This window comes from Streptomyces sp. NRRL S-920 (assembly GCF_000717945.1).
GTDB lineage: Bacteria > Actinomycetota > Actinomycetes > Streptomycetales > Streptomycetaceae > Streptomyces > Streptomyces alboniger.
This window is the reverse complement of the sequence record NZ_JODF01000036.1, coordinates 11,242-29,587: the sequence shown is the minus strand read 5'-3', so window position 1 is coordinate 29,587 and position 18,346 is coordinate 11,242. Positions and strand designations below refer to the sequence as shown.

Here is an 18,346-nt window from a genome sequence, read left to right as displayed (position 1 = left end):
AGCGTTTTCACCAAGCGGCGCCGCGTTCCATGGGCCGGGGTAACGTGACTCCGATGGACGGCAGTTGACCGGCGTACGGGGGGACGGGGCGGATGATCGGCCAGTTGCGGGATGTGTCACCTCGGCGGCTCGGTCCCTATGTGACGCTGGCCCGCCTCGGGGCGGGCGGGATGGGTGAGGTCTTCCTCGCGCGCCCCGATGGCAACGACGCGTTCGGGCCCGGTGACCTCGTCGCCGTCAAAGCCATCCGCAACGAACTGGCGACGGACGACGTCTTCCGGCGGCGTTTCCGGCGCGAGGCGGAGGTCGCGGCCCGCGTCGACAGCCCCTTCGTGGCCCGGCTCGTGGCAAGCGAAGCCGAGGGTGAAGTGCCGTGGCTGGCCACGGAGTACGTCGCCGGGCCCACCCTCTCCGAGGCCGTGCGCCGGCACGGTCCCCTGCCCATGGGGGCCGTCGCCGCGCTCGGAGCGGGCGTGGCCCGGGCGCTGACCGTGGTGCATGAGGCGGGCGCCCTGCACCGTGACCTCAAGCCGGGCAACGTACTGCTCGGCCAGGACGGCCCCAAGCTGATCGACTTCGGCGTGGCACGGGTCCAGGACGCCACGACCATGACCCGGTCGGGCCTGCTCGTCGGCACCCCGGGCTTCATGTCACCGGAGCATGTGGCGGGCGGCAGGCATGTGGTGGCGGCATCGGACGTATTCTGCCTGGCGTCGGTGCTCACCTACGCGGTGACAGGGCGGGACCCGTTCGGGGACGGGCCCATGGCCGCCGTCCTGTACCGGGTGTCGCGGGCCGAGGCCGACCTCACCTCTGTTCCTGACGAGTTGAGGGAGATCCTCGCGGCGTGCCTGGCGCGGGACCCGGCCGGGCGGCCCGGCGCGGCAGAGGTCGCCGAAAGGCTCGTACGGCTGCGGGACGCGGCGACGAACGCCGAGTGGCCGGACGCGGTACGTGCGGCGGTCGACGAGGCGCGGCGGGACGTGGAGCAACTGTGCGCTTCGGGCCAGGCGTTGCTGCCGGTCCCGCGCTGGCCGGAGCCGGCGGCCGGGCAGCGTCCGGCCACCGCTCAGGGCGGCCCCGAGACAGTGCCGGGGCATCCGGTCACCGCACCCGGGAATCCCGCCGGCGCTCCAGGGCCGCCCGTCGGCGTCGGCCTGCATCAACTGCCGACGATGAGCGGCTCGCCCCCGCCGACCCCGGCCCGCCCCCGCCGTCGCGCGCCACGCGTACTGCTTGCCAGCCTCGCCGTCGCCGTGGTGGCGGGCGCTCTGGGCGGGGCGCTCGCCGTATGGGGGCCCTGGTCGGAAGAGTCCGGCGGCGAAAGCCCGGAGGCCGCACGGCCCGGTGGTTCGGCCGTGCCGGGCAAGGTGGATCCGGGGCCCACCGACCCGGCAGCCGTGGAGAAACTGATCGCGCGGGCCGGTGTCGACGCGGAGGGCACGGCCGACCGGTCCGGGGTGGTGGACCAGGTCGCCGCCCAGCGGCCCAAGGGGTGGAAGGCGTGGCGGGGCGCTCTGAGCCACTCCCCCATGAGCTGCGCCGCCGACACCCGTGCCATCGTCTGTCTGCTGACCAACGGCACCTACGAGGCGCTGAGCGCGGTCGACGGGAAACGGCTGTGGAAGTCCGGCAAGGTCGACCCCGAAGGCGGTGTCGACGAGGCGTACATCGGCCCGAGCGGCGCCTACTTCAGGCCCGGCGACGTACTCGAACCGCAGGTGCGCGGCGGCAAGGCGGTCATCGCCCACGAAGGCGTGCTCCAGGTCCGCGACTCCACGACCGGTGACGTCCTGTGGGACGCCCCCGCCCCGGACGGCGCGGGCGCGTTCACGCTGCGTCCGCTCATGGACGACGACACGCTCCTGGTCACCGCGGAGGATTCGTACGTGAACGAGGGGGCGATCGCCTCCCTGCACGCCTACGACCTCGACAGCGGCCGCCCTCTGTGGGACGAGGAGATCGGCACTACGCTGACGGCCAAGGTCGACATCAACCGCTACCAGATGCGGGCCCTGCGCGACGGAGTCGTCTACGCCGACGAGAAGGACAGCCTGGCGGCGTACGACGCACGGACCGGCGAGGAACTCGGGCGGTCGGAGAGCGGCTGCGGGGCGGTGCTCGTGGGCGAGGATGTGCTGTGCACGACGTCCACCGGCGGCGCGTCCGAGAGCGACGCGTCCGAGGGGGACGGTCCCTCGCCGCGCGCGAAGGTGCTGCAACTGAAGCCCCGCACCTTCAAGAAGGCGGGAGAGCCTCTCTTCTACCCGGGGCCCGAGGGGTACGGACCAGCCGCGGGCCCGACGGCCGTGAGCCGCGCCCTCGTGGTCTCCGTGGACCCCGGCAAGGACAGCGTCCAGGTCAATGACAGGGGGAACGGAAGAGTGCTGCGTTCCGCGAAGCTGCCCAAGGGGAACGTCCCGGCCTCGTCGCCGCTGATGCTCGGCGATCGTGCCGTCTACGCGGACAGCGGCGCGCTGTACACGCTGCCGCTCGGCGCCGGTACCGGGAAGGTGACGCGCCATCCCGTGCCCGGAGCGCCGGGCGACCGCCCCGAGCCCCCGCCGAACGTCAACGGCACCGTCATCTCCGAGATGCTGCGTGCGCCGACCGTCCTGGCCCTCGGCGGCGTCGCCCACATCGTCTACGACGAGGGCAGGATCTCGTCGGTGGAACTGCCGTAGCGGTCCGGGCCGAACCGGACACCGCCCCGTACGTGCCCATGAGTTGAGGATTCGCATTGCTCACGCCGCTGCCGCCCGGCGCCGCCCGCCACATCGGCCCCTACCGTCTCCTCGCCAGGATCGGTGCGGGCGGCATGGGTGAGGTGTTCCTCGCCCGGCGTGAGCAGGGGCAGCTCGTCGCCGTCAAAGCCGTCCGGCAGGAACTCGACGTGGAGCTGGACGACGCGTTCCGTGTCCGCTTCCGGCGGGAGATGGCCGCCGCCCGCGCGGTCACGGGACCGTTTACCGCCGCTCTCCTGGACGGCGACGCGGAGGCCCGACTGCCCTGGCTGGCAACGGAGTACGTGCCCGGGCCCTCCCTCGCCGACGCGGTCGCCCGCTGCGGTCCGCTTCCGGTGACCTCGGTCCGCGCGCTGGGGGCGGGGTTGGCCCGGGCGCTCGCCGCGGTGCACGCGGCGAGGGTTCTGCACCGTGACCTGAAGCCGGGGAACGTGCTGCTCACGCCCGAGGGCCCCCGCCTGATCGACTTCGGTATCGCGCGGGCCTTCGAGGCAACGGCCTTCACGATGACGGGCATGCTCGTGGGCACACCGGGCTTCATGGCACCGGAGCAGATCGAGGGCTCGCACGCGGTCGTCCCCGCGTCGGACGTCTTCTCACTCGGCGCGGTCCTGTGTCACGCCGCCACGGGCCGCGGGCCTTTCGACGACTCGGAGCTGGCCTCGGTCGTCTTCCGCATCTCCCAGGGTGACGCGGACCTCTCCGGGGTGCCGGACGAGCTGCGCGGCATCGTCGCCGAGTGCCTGGCCACCGATCCTGCCCGCCGCCCCACGCCGACCGAACTCGCCGCGCGCCTGGTCGACGACACCGTGGCCACCCCGTTCCCCTGGCCCTCCGACGCGCTGTCACTGTTCGCCGAGTACCGGTCCGCCGCGGCAGGATTCGAGCGGTCCGAGTCCGAGCGGTCCGGGACGGACGAGCCTCCCCCGCCGCAAGCGCCGCCCGCCTTGGGGTCGTTCGGTCCCGCGCCGGTCCTCAGGCGGCGCCGACTGCCTTGGGTCGTGGCGTCCGCCGCGGCCGCCGTGGTGGTCGCCGTGGCGGGAGTGATACTGCCGGACGCTCTCAGCGACGATCCGACGGACACTCCCGCCGCGGCTCCACCGCGGGACACCGGCTCGGCGTCCGGTCGTGTGATCACCGCCTTGGGCAACCAGGGCCACTCCGGGGAATTCGGCGCGTCGGCCGTGCGCGAAGCCGCGCTCCCCAAGGGCTGGCGGCCGTGGTCGCGCAAGAAGCCGAAGGGCGTGAACAGTATGGGCAAGGGCTGTGTCATCGCGCGGTCCACGCTCGTGTGCCGGGACGGGTGGGGCGCCGCGATCGCCCTGGACGCCGCGACCGGCAAGGACCGCTGGAAGACGCCCGGCTTCTCGGGGAAACCGAGCGGCATCCAGGAGAACCCTCCCGAGACCGATGGCGAGCGGGTCTTCGTCCCCAGCGAACTGGGGGTGACCGGTCTGGACGTGGCGACGGGCGACGAAGTCTGGCGGTACGAAGCCCCCGCGCACGCGGGGGTGGTTTCCGTGGCGTACGCGCAAGGGGTGGTGTACACGGCCGAGTTCACCAGGCGGGCCGCGCCCGAGCCCCACACCACCGTGCTGCGGGCCCGGCGCGCGAGCACCGGCAGGCAACTGTGGAAGACCAGCGTCGACGGCAAACCCCAAGGCGCGCTGCTCGTGCAGGGTGACCGGCTGTACGCGGCTTTGGAGGGCGGCGGCGTCGTCTCCCTCTCCACCCGGGGCGGCGACGAGAAGGCCAGGGTGCCGCAGCCCGCGTGCAGCGGCCTCATCGGCTACGGGGGCGCGATCCTGTGCTGGTCCGTGGAGCACGAGGGCGTGCGCGTGCTCGACAGCGGCACTCTTGCCTCCCGCCGCACGATCGGGGCCACGAAGGAGCCCGACATCGCCCCGGTCGTCGGGGAGAAGGGCGTGCTGGTCATCGCGAGCACCAACGAGAGGGCCGAACTCCCGGACCGCCTGACCGCGTACGACTGGAAGTCCGGCAAGCAGCTCTGGGATCTCCCGGCCCGCGGCACTCCCAGCGCCCTCGGCCTGTCCCGCGACCGGCTCCTGTCCGTCGGCTCCTACGAGATCCGTACCGTTCCCCTCGACGGTGACGCGGAGAACATCACCCAGCGGACCGTTCCCACGACCGACACGAAGGCGATCGACGGCGTGGCGGACACCTTGACGACGCCGCTCTACCTGGGCGGTGCGATCTTCGCGGAGTCCATCGAAGGGCGCCTCGTCTCCGGCCGCGCCCTCTGATTCGATCAATAGAGGAGGATCCTGAACCAGAAACGTCCACACCGACGACTTTCCCTAAAAGATTTCAGCCAATTACGCACCTCCAGAGAGATCGCCGACGCACCTCGGGCCGCTCAGAAGTCCCATCGGTCACCCCACTGACACTTAACTATTCGAAGCCAAAGCCGGTTCGAATTGAAGAGTTGGCTGGTATCATTTGCTCTTCGATCTAAAAAATCGAGATGCGGGTACCGGGGCTGGGGGGCCAATGGCGAACGCGAACGATCTCTTTGGGCGACTGCCTGAGGCCAGCCCCACCCGGGCAGCCAACCGCAGGAAGGTCCTTCTCGCCCTGGCGATCAAGCCCGGCACCCAGGCCGACATCGCGCACCGCACCCTGCTCTCGCAGGCCACCGTGTCGGCCGCGGTCCGCGAACTGGTCGAGGTCAAGCTCGTGCCCAACACCAAGGAGCGCGGCAAGGTCTGCCTCTCAGCCGTGAACGACGTCGGCGTGGGCGTGCACCTCGGGTTCAACCACATGACCGTGGTCGCCCGCAGACTCGACAAGGAATTCGACCAGGTGACCTCGCGGGTCAGCTCGGAAGGCGTCAGCAGGGGCTGGTCCCGGGCTCTGCCAGAGGTCAGGCGGATGATCGAAGAGGCGATCGAAGGAACACAGCGGCGCCGCTCCGACGTGTTCTCCCTCGGCATCGCCGTACCCCGGATGATCAACCCGCGCACCGGCGGCTTCACCCCGCCGATCCTCCCACCCTGGCGCGAGGGCGACGACCCGGTGAAGGACCTGGGCACCTGGCTGGGCGTACGCGCTTTCATCGACAACGACGCCAACCTCGGCGCGTTGGCCGAACAGACCTACGGCACACGGGAACACGCCGAAACGGTGGTCTACGTGAAGGCGTCGACGGGCATCGGCGCCGGCATCATCGTGCACAACAGCGTGCTGCGGGGCCACGGCGGCATGGCAGGGGAACTGGGTCACCTCACCGTGGACCCGGACGGCGCGGTCTGCCAGTGCGGTGGACGCGGCTGCCTGGAGACGGTGATCGGCGCCGACGCGCTCATCGCGCAGGTCCGTGCCGCGCGGGCCCGCAACAGCGCGCCCGCACCGGAGACGCTCGAACAGGTCATCGCGGCCGCCCAGGCCCAGGACGCGGTCTGCATGCGGGTGATCCACGACGCCGGGCGGCGCCTGGGGCAGTCGCTGGCCCAGCTGTGCAACCTGCTCAACCCCGACCTCGTCGTCATCGGCGGGCAGCTCGCCCAGAGTCCGCTGCTGCTGGAGGGGTGCAAGGAGTCCTTGCGCCGTTTCGCGCTGCCCGGCGCGGTCGCCGAGGACTCCAAGTTCGTCCTCGGCCTCAGCGAACTGGACACCCGGGCCGAAGCCCAGGGCGCTTTGATCCTGGGGCTTCGCGGCATGGAGCACGCGGCCAACAACACCTAGGCACCCGACTGTCGAACGCGTATCTCAGCCGCCGAGGCACCTAAGGAGATACTCGATGGCCAAGGCGCCGCGCGAGCCCCTCTCCTCTTCGATATGGCGCTGTGGACCCGCTGTCACCGCCGTGCTCGTTCAAATGAGTGAGCACCGTTGACCGAATGAGTCAGCCTCCCGTCGGCGGACCGGTGAAAGATACCGGAAAGCCTTCTGCCGCCAGGAAACAAGGGCGGGAACTACCAGGCCGGAGCACCTGCGATCACGGGCCGATTCGGCACCAGGAGCCGCTGGAGAATCGCTACACTTTGGGGCTCCGACGACGTCGGGACGACCGGCGCACGCGTCTTTCCCGTTCCTGATTCTTTTCCGGGGCAGCTGATGCCCCTGACCCGAGGCGGCCTCATGACCTACGAGCCCATTGCCGTATCCCCGTACGAGGATTTCGGATATCCGCGACAAGCGGTGAAGGCCGGGGCCGCGCCCTCCCCCGAGGAACCGGCGGCCTACGAACCGCCGATGGTGGTCGACCTGGGGCATGTCCGTGAGGTGACGCTGGGCAGCTCCCCCAGCGGGAGTGCCGACGCCAATGCCCAGTACTACTACTAACCTTCCGGACATCTGTCATGCCCCGACCCGCGGCCTCCGCCGCAGCCACGGACCTGCGCTGCCCGTCTCCCGTCCTTCCCTCCCCCGACGGGCCCACCATCGCGGGACTGCTGTCGTCCGCGCCTGCCCCGGCGCCGCGTGGAGCCACCCGGCTGTGGCCGGGCGAACCCCTGCTCTGGTCCTGGGGGCCCTGGCACCCCGGTGAGGTCCGCACCGCTCAGTGCGCACACGCCCGGCTGGCCGCCGTCGGCCAGTGCCTCGCCGATGAAGCGACGATGCGTCAGGATCTGCGGCAGGCAGTGCGGGACGGCCACTGGGAACGCCTGACCCGATGGCCCGGCGCCTACCTGCTCATCGTGCTCCAGGACGACGGCCACCTCACCGCGTATGCCGACCCGGCGGGGCAGTTTCCCCTCTACTACGGGCGCCACGGCCACCACACGGTTCTGTCCACCCGGGCGAGGACCGCGGCGGCCCTGTCCGGAGCAGCCGGTCGGCCCGACACGGCCGTGCTCGCCGCGCACATCGTCTGCCCCGCGGTTCCCGAACTCACCGAAGGGCGCACGGTGTACGACGGAATCCGCCGGCTCGGTGGCGGGCAGGCCCTGAGAGTCGCTCCGTCCGGCGGCCGCACCCATTGGACGTACGAGGACCTCGCCCCCGATCCCGGCACGCGGTTCGAGGACAGTGCGGCCCAGTTACGCTCAGCCCTCACGCGCGCCGTCACCCTTCGCACCGACAGCGCCGCCCGCATCACCTCGGATTTCAGCGGCGGCCTGGACTCCACTTCCCTGGCCTTCCTGGCCGCCCGCACCACGGGCCGAGCGCCCCTGGACGCGTTCGTCTACCACCACCCCGACGCACCCGCCGGCGATCTCGCCCATGCCCTGGCCCACGCCGAGCAGGCCCCCTCGATCCGGCTCACCGTGACCCGTGGCCGTGGGGACTCCCTGCCCTACAGCGGCCTGTCCGAGCACGGCTCCGCGGACCAGCCCGATCCGGCGGCGGTCATCGGCGCCCGGCAACGTCTGCGTCTTGACCACATCGCGCGCGGCGGGCCCGGCCTCCACCTGACCGGCGAGGGCGGCGACGCGCTCCTGGCCGCGCCCCCCTCCTACCTCGGTGACATCGCGGCCACCGCCGGACTGCGCAGGCTCCTGAGCGACGGGCGCGCGCTGGCCCGCATACGTCAACTCTCCCCGGCAGACGTCATCCTGCGGGCCAGACGCCTCGCACGCACTCCCCTCCAGCAGGCGATGAGCGAACTCGCCTCCCATCTCGACGAGCCCCTGGACCACCCGGCGCGGTGGGCGGACGCGGTTGCCTGGTGGCCGGCCCCGGGACCGGAGGCGGCCTGGCTGACCGACAGGGCGCGTCGGCACCTGGCCGAACTGGCCGAGGAGCGGGCCCGATCGACCGGACCCGCGTCCCGTTCAGCGCCGGTGACACCGGGCACCCGGGCAGTCCTGTGCGAGCTGCGCACCTCCGCCGCCGTGCAGGCTCAGTTCACCTCCACAGCCCGCGCGTTCGGTATCTGGCCGCACGCTCCCTTCCTGGACAGCGAGGTCGTACGGGCCTGCACCCGCCTCCCCTTGCCGCGCCGGATCGACCCGTTCACCGCGAAGCCGCTGCTGGCGGCCGCGTTGACCGGCCTGGTCCCGGGTCCCGTACTGCGGCGCAGGACCAAGGGCGACTACGCGGCCGAGAACTACCGCGGGGTCCGCCGCTCAGCGACACAGATCAAGGCGCGGCTTCTCGGCTCCCCGCTGGCCGAACTTGGAATCATCGAACCCTCGCGGGTGGTCGCCTCGGTCGAACGGGCGGTCGCGGGTCTGCCCGCACCTTTCCCAGCGCTCAACCGCCTGCTCGGCGCGGACCTGTGGCTGACGGCCGGCGGCAGCGGACAGGAGTGGTGATGACGCGACTGAGCGTGTCCGAGTACGTACGCGAGAGCACCTCACCGCACGGTGGCAGCGTGCTGCTGGACGTGCGGTCCGGCCACTGCTTCGCGATGAACTCCATGGCGCACGCCCTCTGGCAGGAGTGGCACCGCAGCGGGAACTTCGACTCCGCGGTACTGGTGTTGGCCGACCGCTACCCGCATGTGCGGCACGACCGGATCCGCGAGGACGCCCGCCGCCTCGCCGACGACCTGATCAGTCGTGGCCTCCTCGCTGCGCACGCCCCGAGCCGGACGGCGGGCCGGCGTCCGGACGGTCACGAGTCCGCCCGGCACGCCCCACCGCGGGGCGAGGTTCCACCCGTCGCCGAAGTGCCCCCGGCCGCGGCCCAGATGACCATGGCCGCCGAACCGATGCGGGACGAACGGGACCGCTCCCTTCGCGGCGCCGCGACCGCGCTGCTCGGCCTGCTCGCACTGCTCGGCGCTCTGCTGCTGATCCGGCTGCCGTTGCGGACCGTCTCCCGTACGGTGAGCTGGACCGCACGCACCTGGTGCCGGCGGGAGGCCACGCCGGAGGAGGCCTCAGCCTCCCTCGCGACGGTGCGGCGGGCAGCCCGGAGGTACCCCGGACGCGCCGCCTGCCTGGAATTGTCCCTGGCCACGCTCGGGGTCCTGGCCCTGACCGGCCGGCGGGTGGTGTGGTGTGTCGGCACGGCGGACGACCCCTACCGTTTCCACGCGTGGGTGGAGGCGCAGGGAGTCGCCATCGCCTCACCTGACGAGTACGGCCATACCGAATTCCGCCGTGTTCTCTCCGTGAGCTGATGGTTGGACAGACGCGCCGCTGGAACGGGGCGTTCCACGGCCGTCCCGGCCTCTTGCCACCGCCGTGTTCAATTCGCACACCCCTGGCGCCTGCCGGGATTCTTACCGGATAGTTTCAAGAACGCCGCGGAGAATCCGAGCGGATTCCCCTTCATAGGCCAGACTTTGTGCGCTAGTCTGACAAAGCGAAGGGGCGGTCACCGGTCTCCCGGCAACCGCCCCCGTTGGAGGGACCTGCTCATCCCCTCAGACGCGCGGCCACAGCGCGTCGACCAGCGTCGTGTCACCGTCTCCGTGAGTCATCACACTCAGGAACACGAGGACCATGACGATGATGACCACTCGCACGTGCTGCCAACGCACAGAGACCGACCAGCGGGTGGTCATCGTCATCTTCATACCCATGTCACTTCACCTCACCTTCCCCACGCGTCGACACCGGTGCCCGGCAATTCGGGATTACGGCAGCGACTCCGCGTAAGGAACAGTGTTCCCGTCAACCTGCCGCAAGACAATGGCCTTTGACGTGCTCCCACGTGCCTCACGAGCCCCAGCCCGAGGGAATCTCCTCCGCGTCGCACTTCAATTCACCTATTTACAACGAGTGATGAATGCCGTCGCGACGTGAACCGAAAATTGAGACCGCTCTCTGAGCCGGGCCCCACCTCAGCGGACACCACGGAGGCAGCCGGTCTCGCACAGCCGAACCGTCAGCGAGCGTTCCAGCACCCCCAGCCCCCACCCGGGCACGCCTTCCACCAGATTCGAAGGCAAACGGAGAGTGAACGCCCCTCGCCATCATCGAATAGCGCGGCGCATGGCCCGCAGTGACGCCGTTAACGCGTGCGCGCCAGCCCTCTAAACACACTTGAATGTGACGCAAATCACATGTGTCGCGCGTCCTGATGGACCCGGGGTTCCTGCGGCGGGACCGTAGGGAGCGGGTGGACCGGCGCCGAGGGGTAGGCGGAGGGGGCTCCGCCGAGCACGCGGGACTCGGGAAGCCACATGGCCAGGATGAGGCTGGTCCGGTCGAAGACCTGGACGGCACCCAGGGCATCCGGCAGCAGTCGACCCGGGGACGGCGTACGCGCCAGGGCGTCGAGCGAGCGGGCAGCCGCTTCCCCGGGGGTGTCCGCCGCAGTACGTGCGGCCACGGTCAGCACGCCGATCTGCTTCTCGTCGGGCTGGTGCAACAGCCAGACGCTCGCCGCTCCCGCGGCACCGGCGTGATCGCGCAGCGCGGGCCAGGACTGCTCCAGCAGCCGGGCTGCATTCGCGGCGTCGCCGTCGTAAGTCCAGCGCTCGAAGCGGTTGACGTGGTGCGTGGTGGCCAGCGGGGTGAAGTCGTGGGCGCCGGTGACGCGCCAGATGTGCCGGTCCACGTCCAGGAAGAACGGGCGGTCCCAGAACTTCACGCCCTCCTCGAACTCCAGCTCGTTGCTGGTGAAATCGTCATAGTCGAGGACGTTGTCCCAGGTGTCGAAGAGGTAGCGGCCGCCGATCTGCGGCGTGCCCGCAGCGGAGTCGAAACGCAGCGGCGTGTACTTGTGCCGCATGCCGGGCCGTATGTCCATGCTGCGCCGCTCGATTTCGAGCATGTCGACCAGCTTTTGGACAGGCAGGTCGCCCGGAATCTCGAAGTCGGAGGTGAAGGCAGCCTCCGCCGCGATCGGACCGGTCTCGTAGCCGCGGATGTCCATGAGGGGTCTTCCTTTCATGCCGGGGGCCCGCCGACCGCAGGTGCGGCGAGGGCCATCCGGAGGGGTGTGCCACCGAACGTAACCGAACGCCGCTCAATAAACAAACACTGTTTAGTTTCCGATCGGGTGTACCCTCGGGCGCATGGATACCCCGCCCCAGCCGACTCGCCGTGCACGCCTCCGCGCCTCGACGCTCCGGGAAATCAAGACGATCGCCTCCCGGTTCCTCGCCGAGGGCGGGGCCGGCACGCTGTCGCTGCGCGCTGTCGCCCGCGAGATGGGCATGACGCCGGCGGCGCTGTACACCTACTACGACACCCGGGATGATCTGCTCGCCGCGCTCGCCGCCGATGCCTACAGCGCGCTGGCCGAAGCTCTCGAACAGGCGCGCGGCACCCTCCCCCCGGAGGACACCGCAGGCCGCCTGGTCGCCCACGGGCTGGCGTACCGCGAGTGGGCCCTCGCCCACCCGCACGAGTTCCGGCTGCTGTACGGCGAGGCACCCGCCGGACACCCGGCATCCCCCTCCGTCCAGGCCGCGGCCCAGGCCGAGCACCGCCTGTGCCTGGGGCTCCTCGGCCTGGTCGCTGCGGCATGGCCGCTCGCCGACGCGCTCGAGGACGCCGAGGACTATTCCTGGGAGGACTTCGACGCCGGGTTCGTCCCCCCGGCCCGGACGGCGCACCCCGAGCTGCCGCCCTCCGCCCTCGCCGTCACGCTGCGCGTCTGGGGCCGGATGCACGGCATGGTCGCGCTGGAAGTGGCCGGCCTCCTCGGCCCCCGCGCGCGCGACACGGCCCGGCTGTACCGCGACGACCTGCGCGACCTCGCCCGGTCCCTGGGGCTCCCCCCTGCCCACCCTTCGCCCGCCGCCCGCGCATAGCCGTCCCCCAAGCGGACCTCCAGACCTCCGGCCGGAGTTACCGCGGCTGAGGGGACCCGGCGTCGACGATGTGTTCGGCGAGTTCGCGGGCCGCCGCGGCGGGCGGGCGGTCCTCGGGGCGGGCCGCGCCGGTGGCGAGCAGGCCGTCGACGAGGATGAGCAACTGGTCGGCCGCGAAGTCGGGACGCGTGTGGCCGAGAGCGGCGAGTTCGGCCGTGAACAGCTCGCGGAGCGTACGCCGGTAGGCCCGCGTGACCTCGTGGCCGGGATGCTCCCGGTCGGTGAGCGCGAGGTCGGCGGCGAGGTAACGGCAGCCGTGGAAGTCCGGCTCCGCGGCGATGCGGCCGAGCCGGTCGACGACCGCGAGGAGCCGGGTCCGCGGGTCGTCGCCCGCCGCGTCCATGGTGGCGCGGTAGTCGGCCGCATCCTCGGCTGTACTGCGGCGCAGCACCTCCGCGATCAGACCGTCCTTGCCGCCGAAGTGCTCGTACAGGGAACGGCGTGCGACGCCGGCCGCCTTGAGCAGCGCGTCCACGCCGACGCCGACGCCATGGGTGTACGTCAGCTCCTGGGCGGCGAGCAGCAGGCGTTCGCGGGGGCCCGGCTTGGTCGAAGCGGTCATGGCGTGATTGTGCAGCACTTGACGCGGTAGATCAATTGGTCTATCTATATGGGCAGAGGGTAGATCGACCGGTCTATCTCATCGAGGAGGCGTCATGTCCGTTCGCAGCACCGCCGAAGTCATCGACCGTTTCAACCGCGCGTTCACCGACCGTCAGGCCGCCCTCCTCGCCGACCTGATCGCCGAGGACTGCGTCATGGAGAGCGTCCAGCCCGCGCCGCGCGGGGAGCGGGTGGTCGGACGCCAGGCCTGCACCGAGTGGTGGACGGCCCTCGTCGACGACCACACCTCGCAGTTCACGCCCCAAGAGGTAATCGTGGCGGGCGACCGCGCGACGATCGTGTGGACCTACCGCTTCGGGGACGGCCCCGATCAGTGGGTGCAGGGCGTCAACATCATGCGCGTGACGGACGGCCGGATCGTGGAGGCCCTCGGCTTCAGCAAGACGGGCGGCGAGGTCCCCCTGGCCGCGGAGTCCGACGACGCGTGAAGCGGCATGGAACCGCCTCGCGAGGGGCCGGGCATGGTGCCCGGCCCCTCGGCCTGGAGCCTGCACGCGGTGCAGGTCGTGCCGACACCGCGTCGTCGAGGACCGGCGATCCGCGTCAGCCGCTCGGGACCGCGGCCTGGGTGAAGCGAAGGTAGCGTTCGACGGACCGGGCCAGGACCTCGTTGCCCTGGGAGGTGACGACGCGGTGCCACCAGGCGCCGTAGATCCGCTCGAAGCGGTAGCCGGCGAGCAGGTCCGCCGCCGCTCGGACCGCGTGGGGGCGCTCCGGAATGTGGTTGGCGTAGCTGTACATGAGGGTCACCCAGCGGCCGTCCGGGCAGACGTTGACCACGTCCCCGGTGAACAGCGCCCCGTCCCCCGCGCTCCAGTGCAGCACCGCGCTGCCCGGGAAGTGCACGCCCGGGTTGATCAGGGTCACTTCGTCGGTGAGCTGAAGCGTGCGCCCGCTCCAGAACCGCACGGCCGGGTCCGGTCGGCCCACCCACTGCCGGTCCGCCTCGTGCAGATGGACCGGCGCGCCGAAGGCGTGCGCCCACTCCACCATCGAGGAGTAGAAGTGCGGGTGGCTGATCGCGATGTGGTCGATGCCGCCGAGTTCCTCCACGGCCCGCACCATCGCGTCGTCGAGATAGGGCACACAGTCCCACAGCACGTTCCCGGCGGCGGTGCGCAGCAGCAAGGCCCGCTGGCCGATGGCGAACTGCGGGGTGACGCCGACACCGAGCACGTCGGGCCCCTGCTCCTCGAAGAGGCCGCTGTGGCCCGCCTCGCGCAACCCGGCCAGCGTCGTCCACTGCTGGCCGCCGTGGCCCACGTACTGGCGCTCGTCCAGACAGACAGGGCAGTCGGGGCGCGGGGCGGTGTACTGGGTGCCGCAGGTACGGCAGATCGGCGGCGCCAGGGCGGTGGTGTCAGCCACGGCTGCCTCCGGCCAGCTCGGTGAGGACGTACGGGCGGCTCGGCCGCCAGCCCAGCTCTTCGCCGGCCCGCCGTCCCGACACCACCTGGTCGAGCGCGAGCGCCTCGGCGAACGGCTCCCCGAGCGCCTCGGCGGCTTCCGCGAGCGGCCACGGCTCGGCCCGGCCGGCGCCGCCCGCGGCGATGTCGGCGGCCGCGGCGAGGGCTGCCGTCGGGACGGACTCCCACGCCACGCCGTGCAGGAGGTCACCGGCGTGGCCCTTGGTGAGCGCGAGGGCGTACAGCTCGGCGAGATCGTCGATGTGGACCATCGGCCACCGGGTCGCGACCGAGCCCACGTAACGACCCGTGCCGTGCTCCCGGGCCCAGCCGGTCATCAGGGCGGGGATGCCGCCGTCCCGGCCGTACACGATGCCCGGACGTATCACCTGGGCCCGCACGTCGTCCCCGGCGGCGGCGAGCACCCGCTGCTCGATCCGCGGCCGGTAGCCGACGATCGCGATCGGGTCGGTAGCGGCGTCCTCGGTCAGCGGGGTGTCCCCGGTGGCGCCGAGCACCCACACGCCACTGGTGTAGACGAACGCCCGGCCCGTGCCGCGCAGTGGTGCGAGCAGCGCGTCCTGGGCCGCGGTGTCCACCGCCTCGTCGCCGCTCGGCGTGGCCAGGTTCACCACCGCGTCCACGTCGTCCGTCACCGCCGCGCGCAGCGACGCCGGGTCGGTCAGATCGCCGACCCGCACCGGGATGTCCGGATGCAGCTCGGCCGCGTTCTTGACCAGGGGCACCACTTCGTGGCCCTCCCGCGTCAGGCACGCCGTAACCGCGGAGCCGATGTAACCAGTGGCGCCGAGTACCAGAACCTTCATGAGCCCTCCCAGGCTGTCGTTCTTCCAACACCAGAACCGTAGGATCCGCGCCGGTACCCGCGGATCCGTCGAACGACCGGGGTCCTTACCAGGGTTCGCGCCCGTGCCGGGGTGGTCAGGCCAGGCTGAGCGCTCCCAGGGCGGCCCGCGACGTCACGCCGAGCTTCGGATAGGCGTTGGACAGGTGGTAGCCGACCGTGCGCGGGCTCAGGAACAGACGTGCTCCGATGTCCCGGTTGCTCAGGCCCGTCGCCGCGAGCCGGACCACCCGCAACTCCTGCGCGGTCAGCCGGCCCGCGAGGTCCGCGTCCGCCGCCGGTGTGGACGGGGTGGCGCCGACGGCCCGCAACTCCGCGCGGGCCCGGTCCGCCCACGCGGCGGCCGGCATCCGCTCGAACGACTCCAGCGCTACGGTCAGCGCCTCCCGGGCGTCGGCCCGGCGCTTCGCCCGGCGCAGCCACTCCCCGTACAACAGCCGGGTGCGCGCCTCCTCGAACGGGCGGCCGTCCCCCGCGTGGGCGGCGAGCGCCCGCTCATAGAACTCCCCCGCCGCGTCGTCGGCGGCGAGCAGGGCGTGGCAGCGCAGTCGCACCGCCCCTGCCCACGCGGTCCCGGTGGCATCGGCCCAGTGCGCGAAACGCTCTACCGCCGGCCGGGCCTCGGCGGCCCGGTCGATCCGCACGGCGGCCTCCACCTGATCGGGCAGGCTGTGCACGGAGACCATGAGATGCCGGTACGGTCCCCCGGTGAGCGCGGCGAAGCGTTGCAGCGCCCGGTCGTAGCGGCCGACCCCGAGATCGAACAGGCCCTGCGCCCGGGTCAGCCAGAACGGGGCCGGCGCGACACCGGGGCCGAGGTACCGCCCCGCCCGCCCGGCAGAACCCTGCGGCTCCCCGCCGTCCCGCCGCCCGGGCGCTCCTGTGCCGTCCGGTTCTTGCCCGTCGAGGGCGTCCAGCACCGCCAGGACGCCGCTGAGCATCGTGGCGAGATGGCTCTGACCGGTGTCACGAGCCATCTCCAGTCCCTCGACCGCCGTCGTGTACGCGTCCCGGTGCCGGCCCAGGAACAGCCGCAGCCGCGCCAGCCGCAGCAGCACCCGCGGCAGCACCCCGACGGCACCCTCCGCCCTGCACTCCCGCTCCAGGGCCACGGCCTCGTCGTGCACCGTGCGGTACTCGCCGAGCAGCATGTCCCATCCGTGCAGCCGCACCTGATCGGTCAGGCCGCGCTCCTGCCGGGTCCGCACGACGTACTCGGCGAACTCTCGTATCGGCGCCGCCCCGGCCGCCAGATCACCCGCCAGTGTGTCGAGCACCCCGGCCGCGCCCCGTTGTACGGGATGCTCGCCGAAGTCCAGACCGGCCACCCGCGCGCGGGTGTCCCGGGCCGCCTCGACGGGGTCCGGCGCGTCCCAGGCCATCGCGGCCGACTCGAACAGCAGCCATGCCCCCATGGCGGGCCGGTGCGGCGTCACCTCGGCAGTCGCCTCGACGAGCAGCAGCCGCGCCGACTCCGAGCGGCCGCGCCCGTGTTCGAGCGCCGCCCGGACGCTGGCGAGCCGGGCGATCGCCGACGGACTGCTCACCGGCCCCGCCTCGTCGGCGAGCGTCCCCGCCAGCTCCGCCTGTCCGGCCTCGGCGGCGGCGGCCGACGCGGCGGCCAGCCGCAGCGCCCGGGCATCCTGGTCCTCGGTCAGTTGTGCGGCCCGCCGGTAGGCGGCAGCGACCGCCGCCCGGCCGCCCCGGGAGCGGAACAGCTCGGCGCTGCGCTCCAGTTCGGCGGCGACCGCCTCGTCGTAGCCGACGGTCGCCGCGGCCAGGTGCCAGGCCCTGCGGCCCATGTCCCCGGCGGCCTGCGCGACGTCGGCGAGCGCCCGGTGAGCGGTCGTCCGCTCGGCCAGCACCGCACCTTGGTACGCGGCTGCCCGCACCAGCGGATGCCGGAACACCAGCCGACGTCCGGACACTCTCACCAGGTCCGCGGCCTCCGCGGGTCCGAGGTCCCCGGCGGCCGCGCCCGCCCGTTCTCCCGCCGCCATCACCAGCGCCACGTCGCCGGTGTCGTCCGCCGCGGCGACCGTCAGCAGCTGGCGGGTGGGCGCGGGCAGCGCCCGGATCCGCTCGTCGAAGATCCGCCGCACCCGCCACGAGGCCGGCAGCACGGCGATCTCCCGCGCGTCCAGCGGCTCGCTCCCGTCCCGCTGGGCCGCTGTCAGGGCCCCCGCCAGCTCCACGAGGGCGAGCGGATTGCCCTGCGCGAGCCCGAGGATGCGACTGCTCACGGTGGGATGCAGGTCGGGCGCCCGATCTGCCAGGAGCGCCGCCCCCTCCTCGTCGGTCAGCGGCCCGAGGTGCAGCATCGGCAGGCCCGGCGTGCCGTCGAAGACCGCCGAGTCCTCATGCGCGGCGAACACCATGGCCACCCGCCCCATGCCGAGTCGGCGGGCCGCGAACAGCAGCGCGTCCACGGTCTCGAGGTCCAGCCAGTGGGCGTCGTCCACCAGGACCACGAGCGGGCGTTCCTCGGCCAGTTCGTCGAGCAGGCCCAGCGTCGCGGCCCCCACCAGGAAGCGGTCCCCGGCGGGCACGTCATCCGGCGCGATCGCCCCGCGCAGCGCCGTCAACTGACGCTCAGGCAGGCTCCTGGCCCGGTCGAGGGCGCCCCGGAGGAGCACTTGCAGACCGGCGTACGGCAGCGCCGCCTCCGAGTGGACGCCCGTGCACCGCAACAGCCGGGCTCCGTCCGCGACCGCGGAGGCGCACCGGTCGAGCAGCGCCGTCTTGCCCGACCCTGCCTCGCCTGTGAGCACCACGGCCCCGCCCCGGCCCTGCCGGGCTCCCTGCAAGAGCCCGTCCAGTACTTCCCTTTCGTGGTGCCGGCCGCTGAGACCGGCGGGCCCCCGGTCGGCGGCCCTTGTCCGGACCGCTTCGGTCATCGGCGCTGTCCCCCTACTTGCTTTGAGCGTGGCTGACGGTGTTTTTGGTCCGCTGTCCGGCGGCGGCGTCGGCGCCTGCGCCAGGTTGGTCAACTCGGGCTTCCACAGCCCGAGTTGACCGACCATTGCCG

At 72.1% G+C, this 18,346-nt stretch carries 14 protein-coding genes; 8 read left to right on the top strand and 6 right to left on the bottom strand.

Translation table 11 applies throughout. From position 1 onward, the window contains the following. Positions 1–92: 92 nt before the first annotated feature. The 6 genes from IG54_RS0124200 (at position 93) to IG54_RS40450 (ending at position 9,777) form a co-directional block, all read left to right on the top strand. On the top strand, positions 93–2,684 hold the full coding sequence (locus tag IG54_RS0124200; protein WP_030788248.1) for a protein kinase domain-containing protein: 2,592 nt from the start codon (positions 93–95) through the stop codon (positions 2,682–2,684). Between the two features lie 56 nt (positions 2,685–2,740). Next, positions 2,741–5,008 (top strand): protein kinase domain-containing protein, encoded by a 2,268-nt coding sequence (locus IG54_RS39345; protein WP_051819867.1) that lies wholly within the window; start codon positions 2,741–2,743, stop codon positions 5,006–5,008. A 247-nt stretch (positions 5,009–5,255) separates the two neighbouring features. Beyond that, the gene (locus tag IG54_RS0124190) at positions 5,256–6,449 is read left to right on the top strand and encodes an ROK family transcriptional regulator (RefSeq protein WP_051819864.1); all 1,194 of its coding nucleotides are present in this window, start codon (positions 5,256–5,258) and stop codon (positions 6,447–6,449) included. 396 nt (positions 6,450–6,845) lie between these two features. Then, positions 6,846–7,049 carry a lasso RiPP family leader peptide-containing protein gene (locus IG54_RS41410; protein WP_106977074.1) on the top strand — a complete coding sequence of 68 codons (204 nt, stop codon included), beginning with the start codon at positions 6,846–6,848 and terminating at the stop codon, positions 7,047–7,049. Between the two features lie 17 nt (positions 7,050–7,066). Beyond that, positions 7,067–8,965 (top strand): albusnodin/ikarugamycin family macrolactam cyclase, encoded by a 1,899-nt coding sequence (locus tag IG54_RS0124180; RefSeq protein WP_051819862.1) that lies wholly within the window; start codon positions 7,067–7,069, stop codon positions 8,963–8,965. Then, positions 8,965–9,777 carry a lasso peptide biosynthesis B2 protein gene (locus IG54_RS40450; RefSeq protein ID WP_051819861.1) on the top strand — a complete coding sequence of 271 codons (813 nt, stop codon included), beginning with the start codon at positions 8,965–8,967 and terminating at the stop codon, positions 9,775–9,777. The genes IG54_RS0124180 and IG54_RS40450 overlap by 1 nt, the downstream gene beginning before the upstream one ends. A gap of 246 nt (positions 9,778–10,023) precedes the next feature. On the opposite strand, the gene IG54_RS42125 is transcribed toward IG54_RS40450, so the two are convergent. Together IG54_RS42125 and IG54_RS0124165 are read right to left on the bottom strand one after the other, a co-directional pair. Then, on the bottom strand, positions 10,024–10,182 hold the full coding sequence (locus IG54_RS42125; RefSeq protein ID WP_158708912.1) for a hypothetical protein: 159 nt from the start codon (positions 10,180–10,182) through the stop codon (positions 10,024–10,026). A gap of 479 nt (positions 10,183–10,661) precedes the next feature. Continuing rightward, a complete protein-coding gene (locus tag IG54_RS0124165; protein ID WP_037897613.1) occupies positions 10,662–11,480 on the bottom strand; it encodes a hypothetical protein in 819 nt (272 codons plus the stop codon). Positions 11,481–11,622: 142 nt separating this feature from the next. On the opposite strand from IG54_RS0124165, the gene IG54_RS0124160 reads away from it, so the two are divergent. Then, positions 11,623–12,363 (top strand): TetR/AcrR family transcriptional regulator, encoded by a 741-nt coding sequence (locus IG54_RS0124160; protein ID WP_030788231.1) that lies wholly within the window; start codon positions 11,623–11,625, stop codon positions 12,361–12,363. A gap of 37 nt (positions 12,364–12,400) precedes the next feature. On the opposite strand, the gene IG54_RS0124155 is transcribed toward IG54_RS0124160, so the two are convergent. After that, complete coding sequence (locus IG54_RS0124155; RefSeq protein ID WP_030788227.1) at positions 12,401–12,985, bottom strand: TetR/AcrR family transcriptional regulator; 585 nt, start codon at positions 12,983–12,985, stop codon at positions 12,401–12,403. A gap of 94 nt (positions 12,986–13,079) precedes the next feature. Here IG54_RS0124155 and IG54_RS0124150 point away from each other — a divergent pair, with 94 nt between their 5' ends. Next, positions 13,080–13,475 (top strand): nuclear transport factor 2 family protein, encoded by a 396-nt coding sequence (locus IG54_RS0124150; RefSeq protein WP_030788225.1) that lies wholly within the window; start codon positions 13,080–13,082, stop codon positions 13,473–13,475. A 115-nt stretch (positions 13,476–13,590) separates the two neighbouring features. On the opposite strand, the gene IG54_RS0124145 is transcribed toward IG54_RS0124150, so the two are convergent. From IG54_RS0124145 to IG54_RS0124135, 3 genes are all read right to left on the bottom strand, one after another. After that, positions 13,591–14,415, bottom strand: coding sequence for an MBL fold metallo-hydrolase (locus IG54_RS0124145; RefSeq protein WP_030788222.1), 825 nt, complete (start codon positions 14,413–14,415; stop codon positions 13,591–13,593). Next, positions 14,408–15,280 carry an NAD-dependent epimerase/dehydratase family protein gene (locus tag IG54_RS0124140; RefSeq protein WP_030788220.1) on the bottom strand — a complete coding sequence of 291 codons (873 nt, stop codon included), beginning with the start codon at positions 15,278–15,280 and terminating at the stop codon, positions 14,408–14,410. The genes IG54_RS0124145 and IG54_RS0124140 overlap by 8 nt, the downstream gene beginning before the upstream one ends. A gap of 115 nt (positions 15,281–15,395) precedes the next feature. After that, complete coding sequence (locus IG54_RS0124135) at positions 15,396–18,215, bottom strand: helix-turn-helix transcriptional regulator (RefSeq protein WP_063756256.1); 2,820 nt, start codon at positions 18,213–18,215, stop codon at positions 15,396–15,398. Positions 18,216–18,346 lie beyond the last annotated feature (131 nt).

Coding starts and splice junctions, on each gene's coding strand:
- IG54_RS0124160 (WP_030788231.1), top strand. CDS start 11,623: ATGGATACCCCGCCCCAGCCGACTCGCCGTGCACGCCTCCGCGCCTCG.
- IG54_RS0124155 (WP_030788227.1), bottom strand. CDS start 12,985: ATGACCGCTTCGACCAAGCCGGGCCCCCGCGAACGCCTGCTGCTCGCC.
- IG54_RS41410 (WP_106977074.1), top strand. CDS start 6,846: ATGACCTACGAGCCCATTGCCGTATCCCCGTACGAGGATTTCGGATAT.
- IG54_RS40450 (WP_051819861.1), top strand. CDS start 8,965: ATGACGCGACTGAGCGTGTCCGAGTACGTACGCGAGAGCACCTCACCG.
- IG54_RS0124135 (WP_063756256.1), bottom strand. CDS start 18,215: ATGACCGAAGCGGTCCGGACAAGGGCCGCCGACCGGGGGCCCGCCGGT.
- IG54_RS0124150 (WP_030788225.1), top strand. CDS start 13,080: ATGTCCGTTCGCAGCACCGCCGAAGTCATCGACCGTTTCAACCGCGCG.
- IG54_RS0124190 (WP_051819864.1), top strand. CDS start 5,256: ATGGCGAACGCGAACGATCTCTTTGGGCGACTGCCTGAGGCCAGCCCC.
- IG54_RS0124165 (WP_037897613.1), bottom strand. CDS start 11,480: ATGGACATCCGCGGCTACGAGACCGGTCCGATCGCGGCGGAGGCTGCC.
- IG54_RS0124140 (WP_030788220.1), bottom strand. CDS start 15,280: ATGAAGGTTCTGGTACTCGGCGCCACTGGTTACATCGGCTCCGCGGTT.
- IG54_RS42125 (WP_158708912.1), bottom strand. CDS start 10,182: ATGGGTATGAAGATGACGATGACCACCCGCTGGTCGGTCTCTGTGCGT.
- IG54_RS0124200 (WP_030788248.1), top strand. CDS start 93: ATGATCGGCCAGTTGCGGGATGTGTCACCTCGGCGGCTCGGTCCCTAT.
- IG54_RS0124180 (WP_051819862.1), top strand. CDS start 7,067: ATGCCCCGACCCGCGGCCTCCGCCGCAGCCACGGACCTGCGCTGCCCG.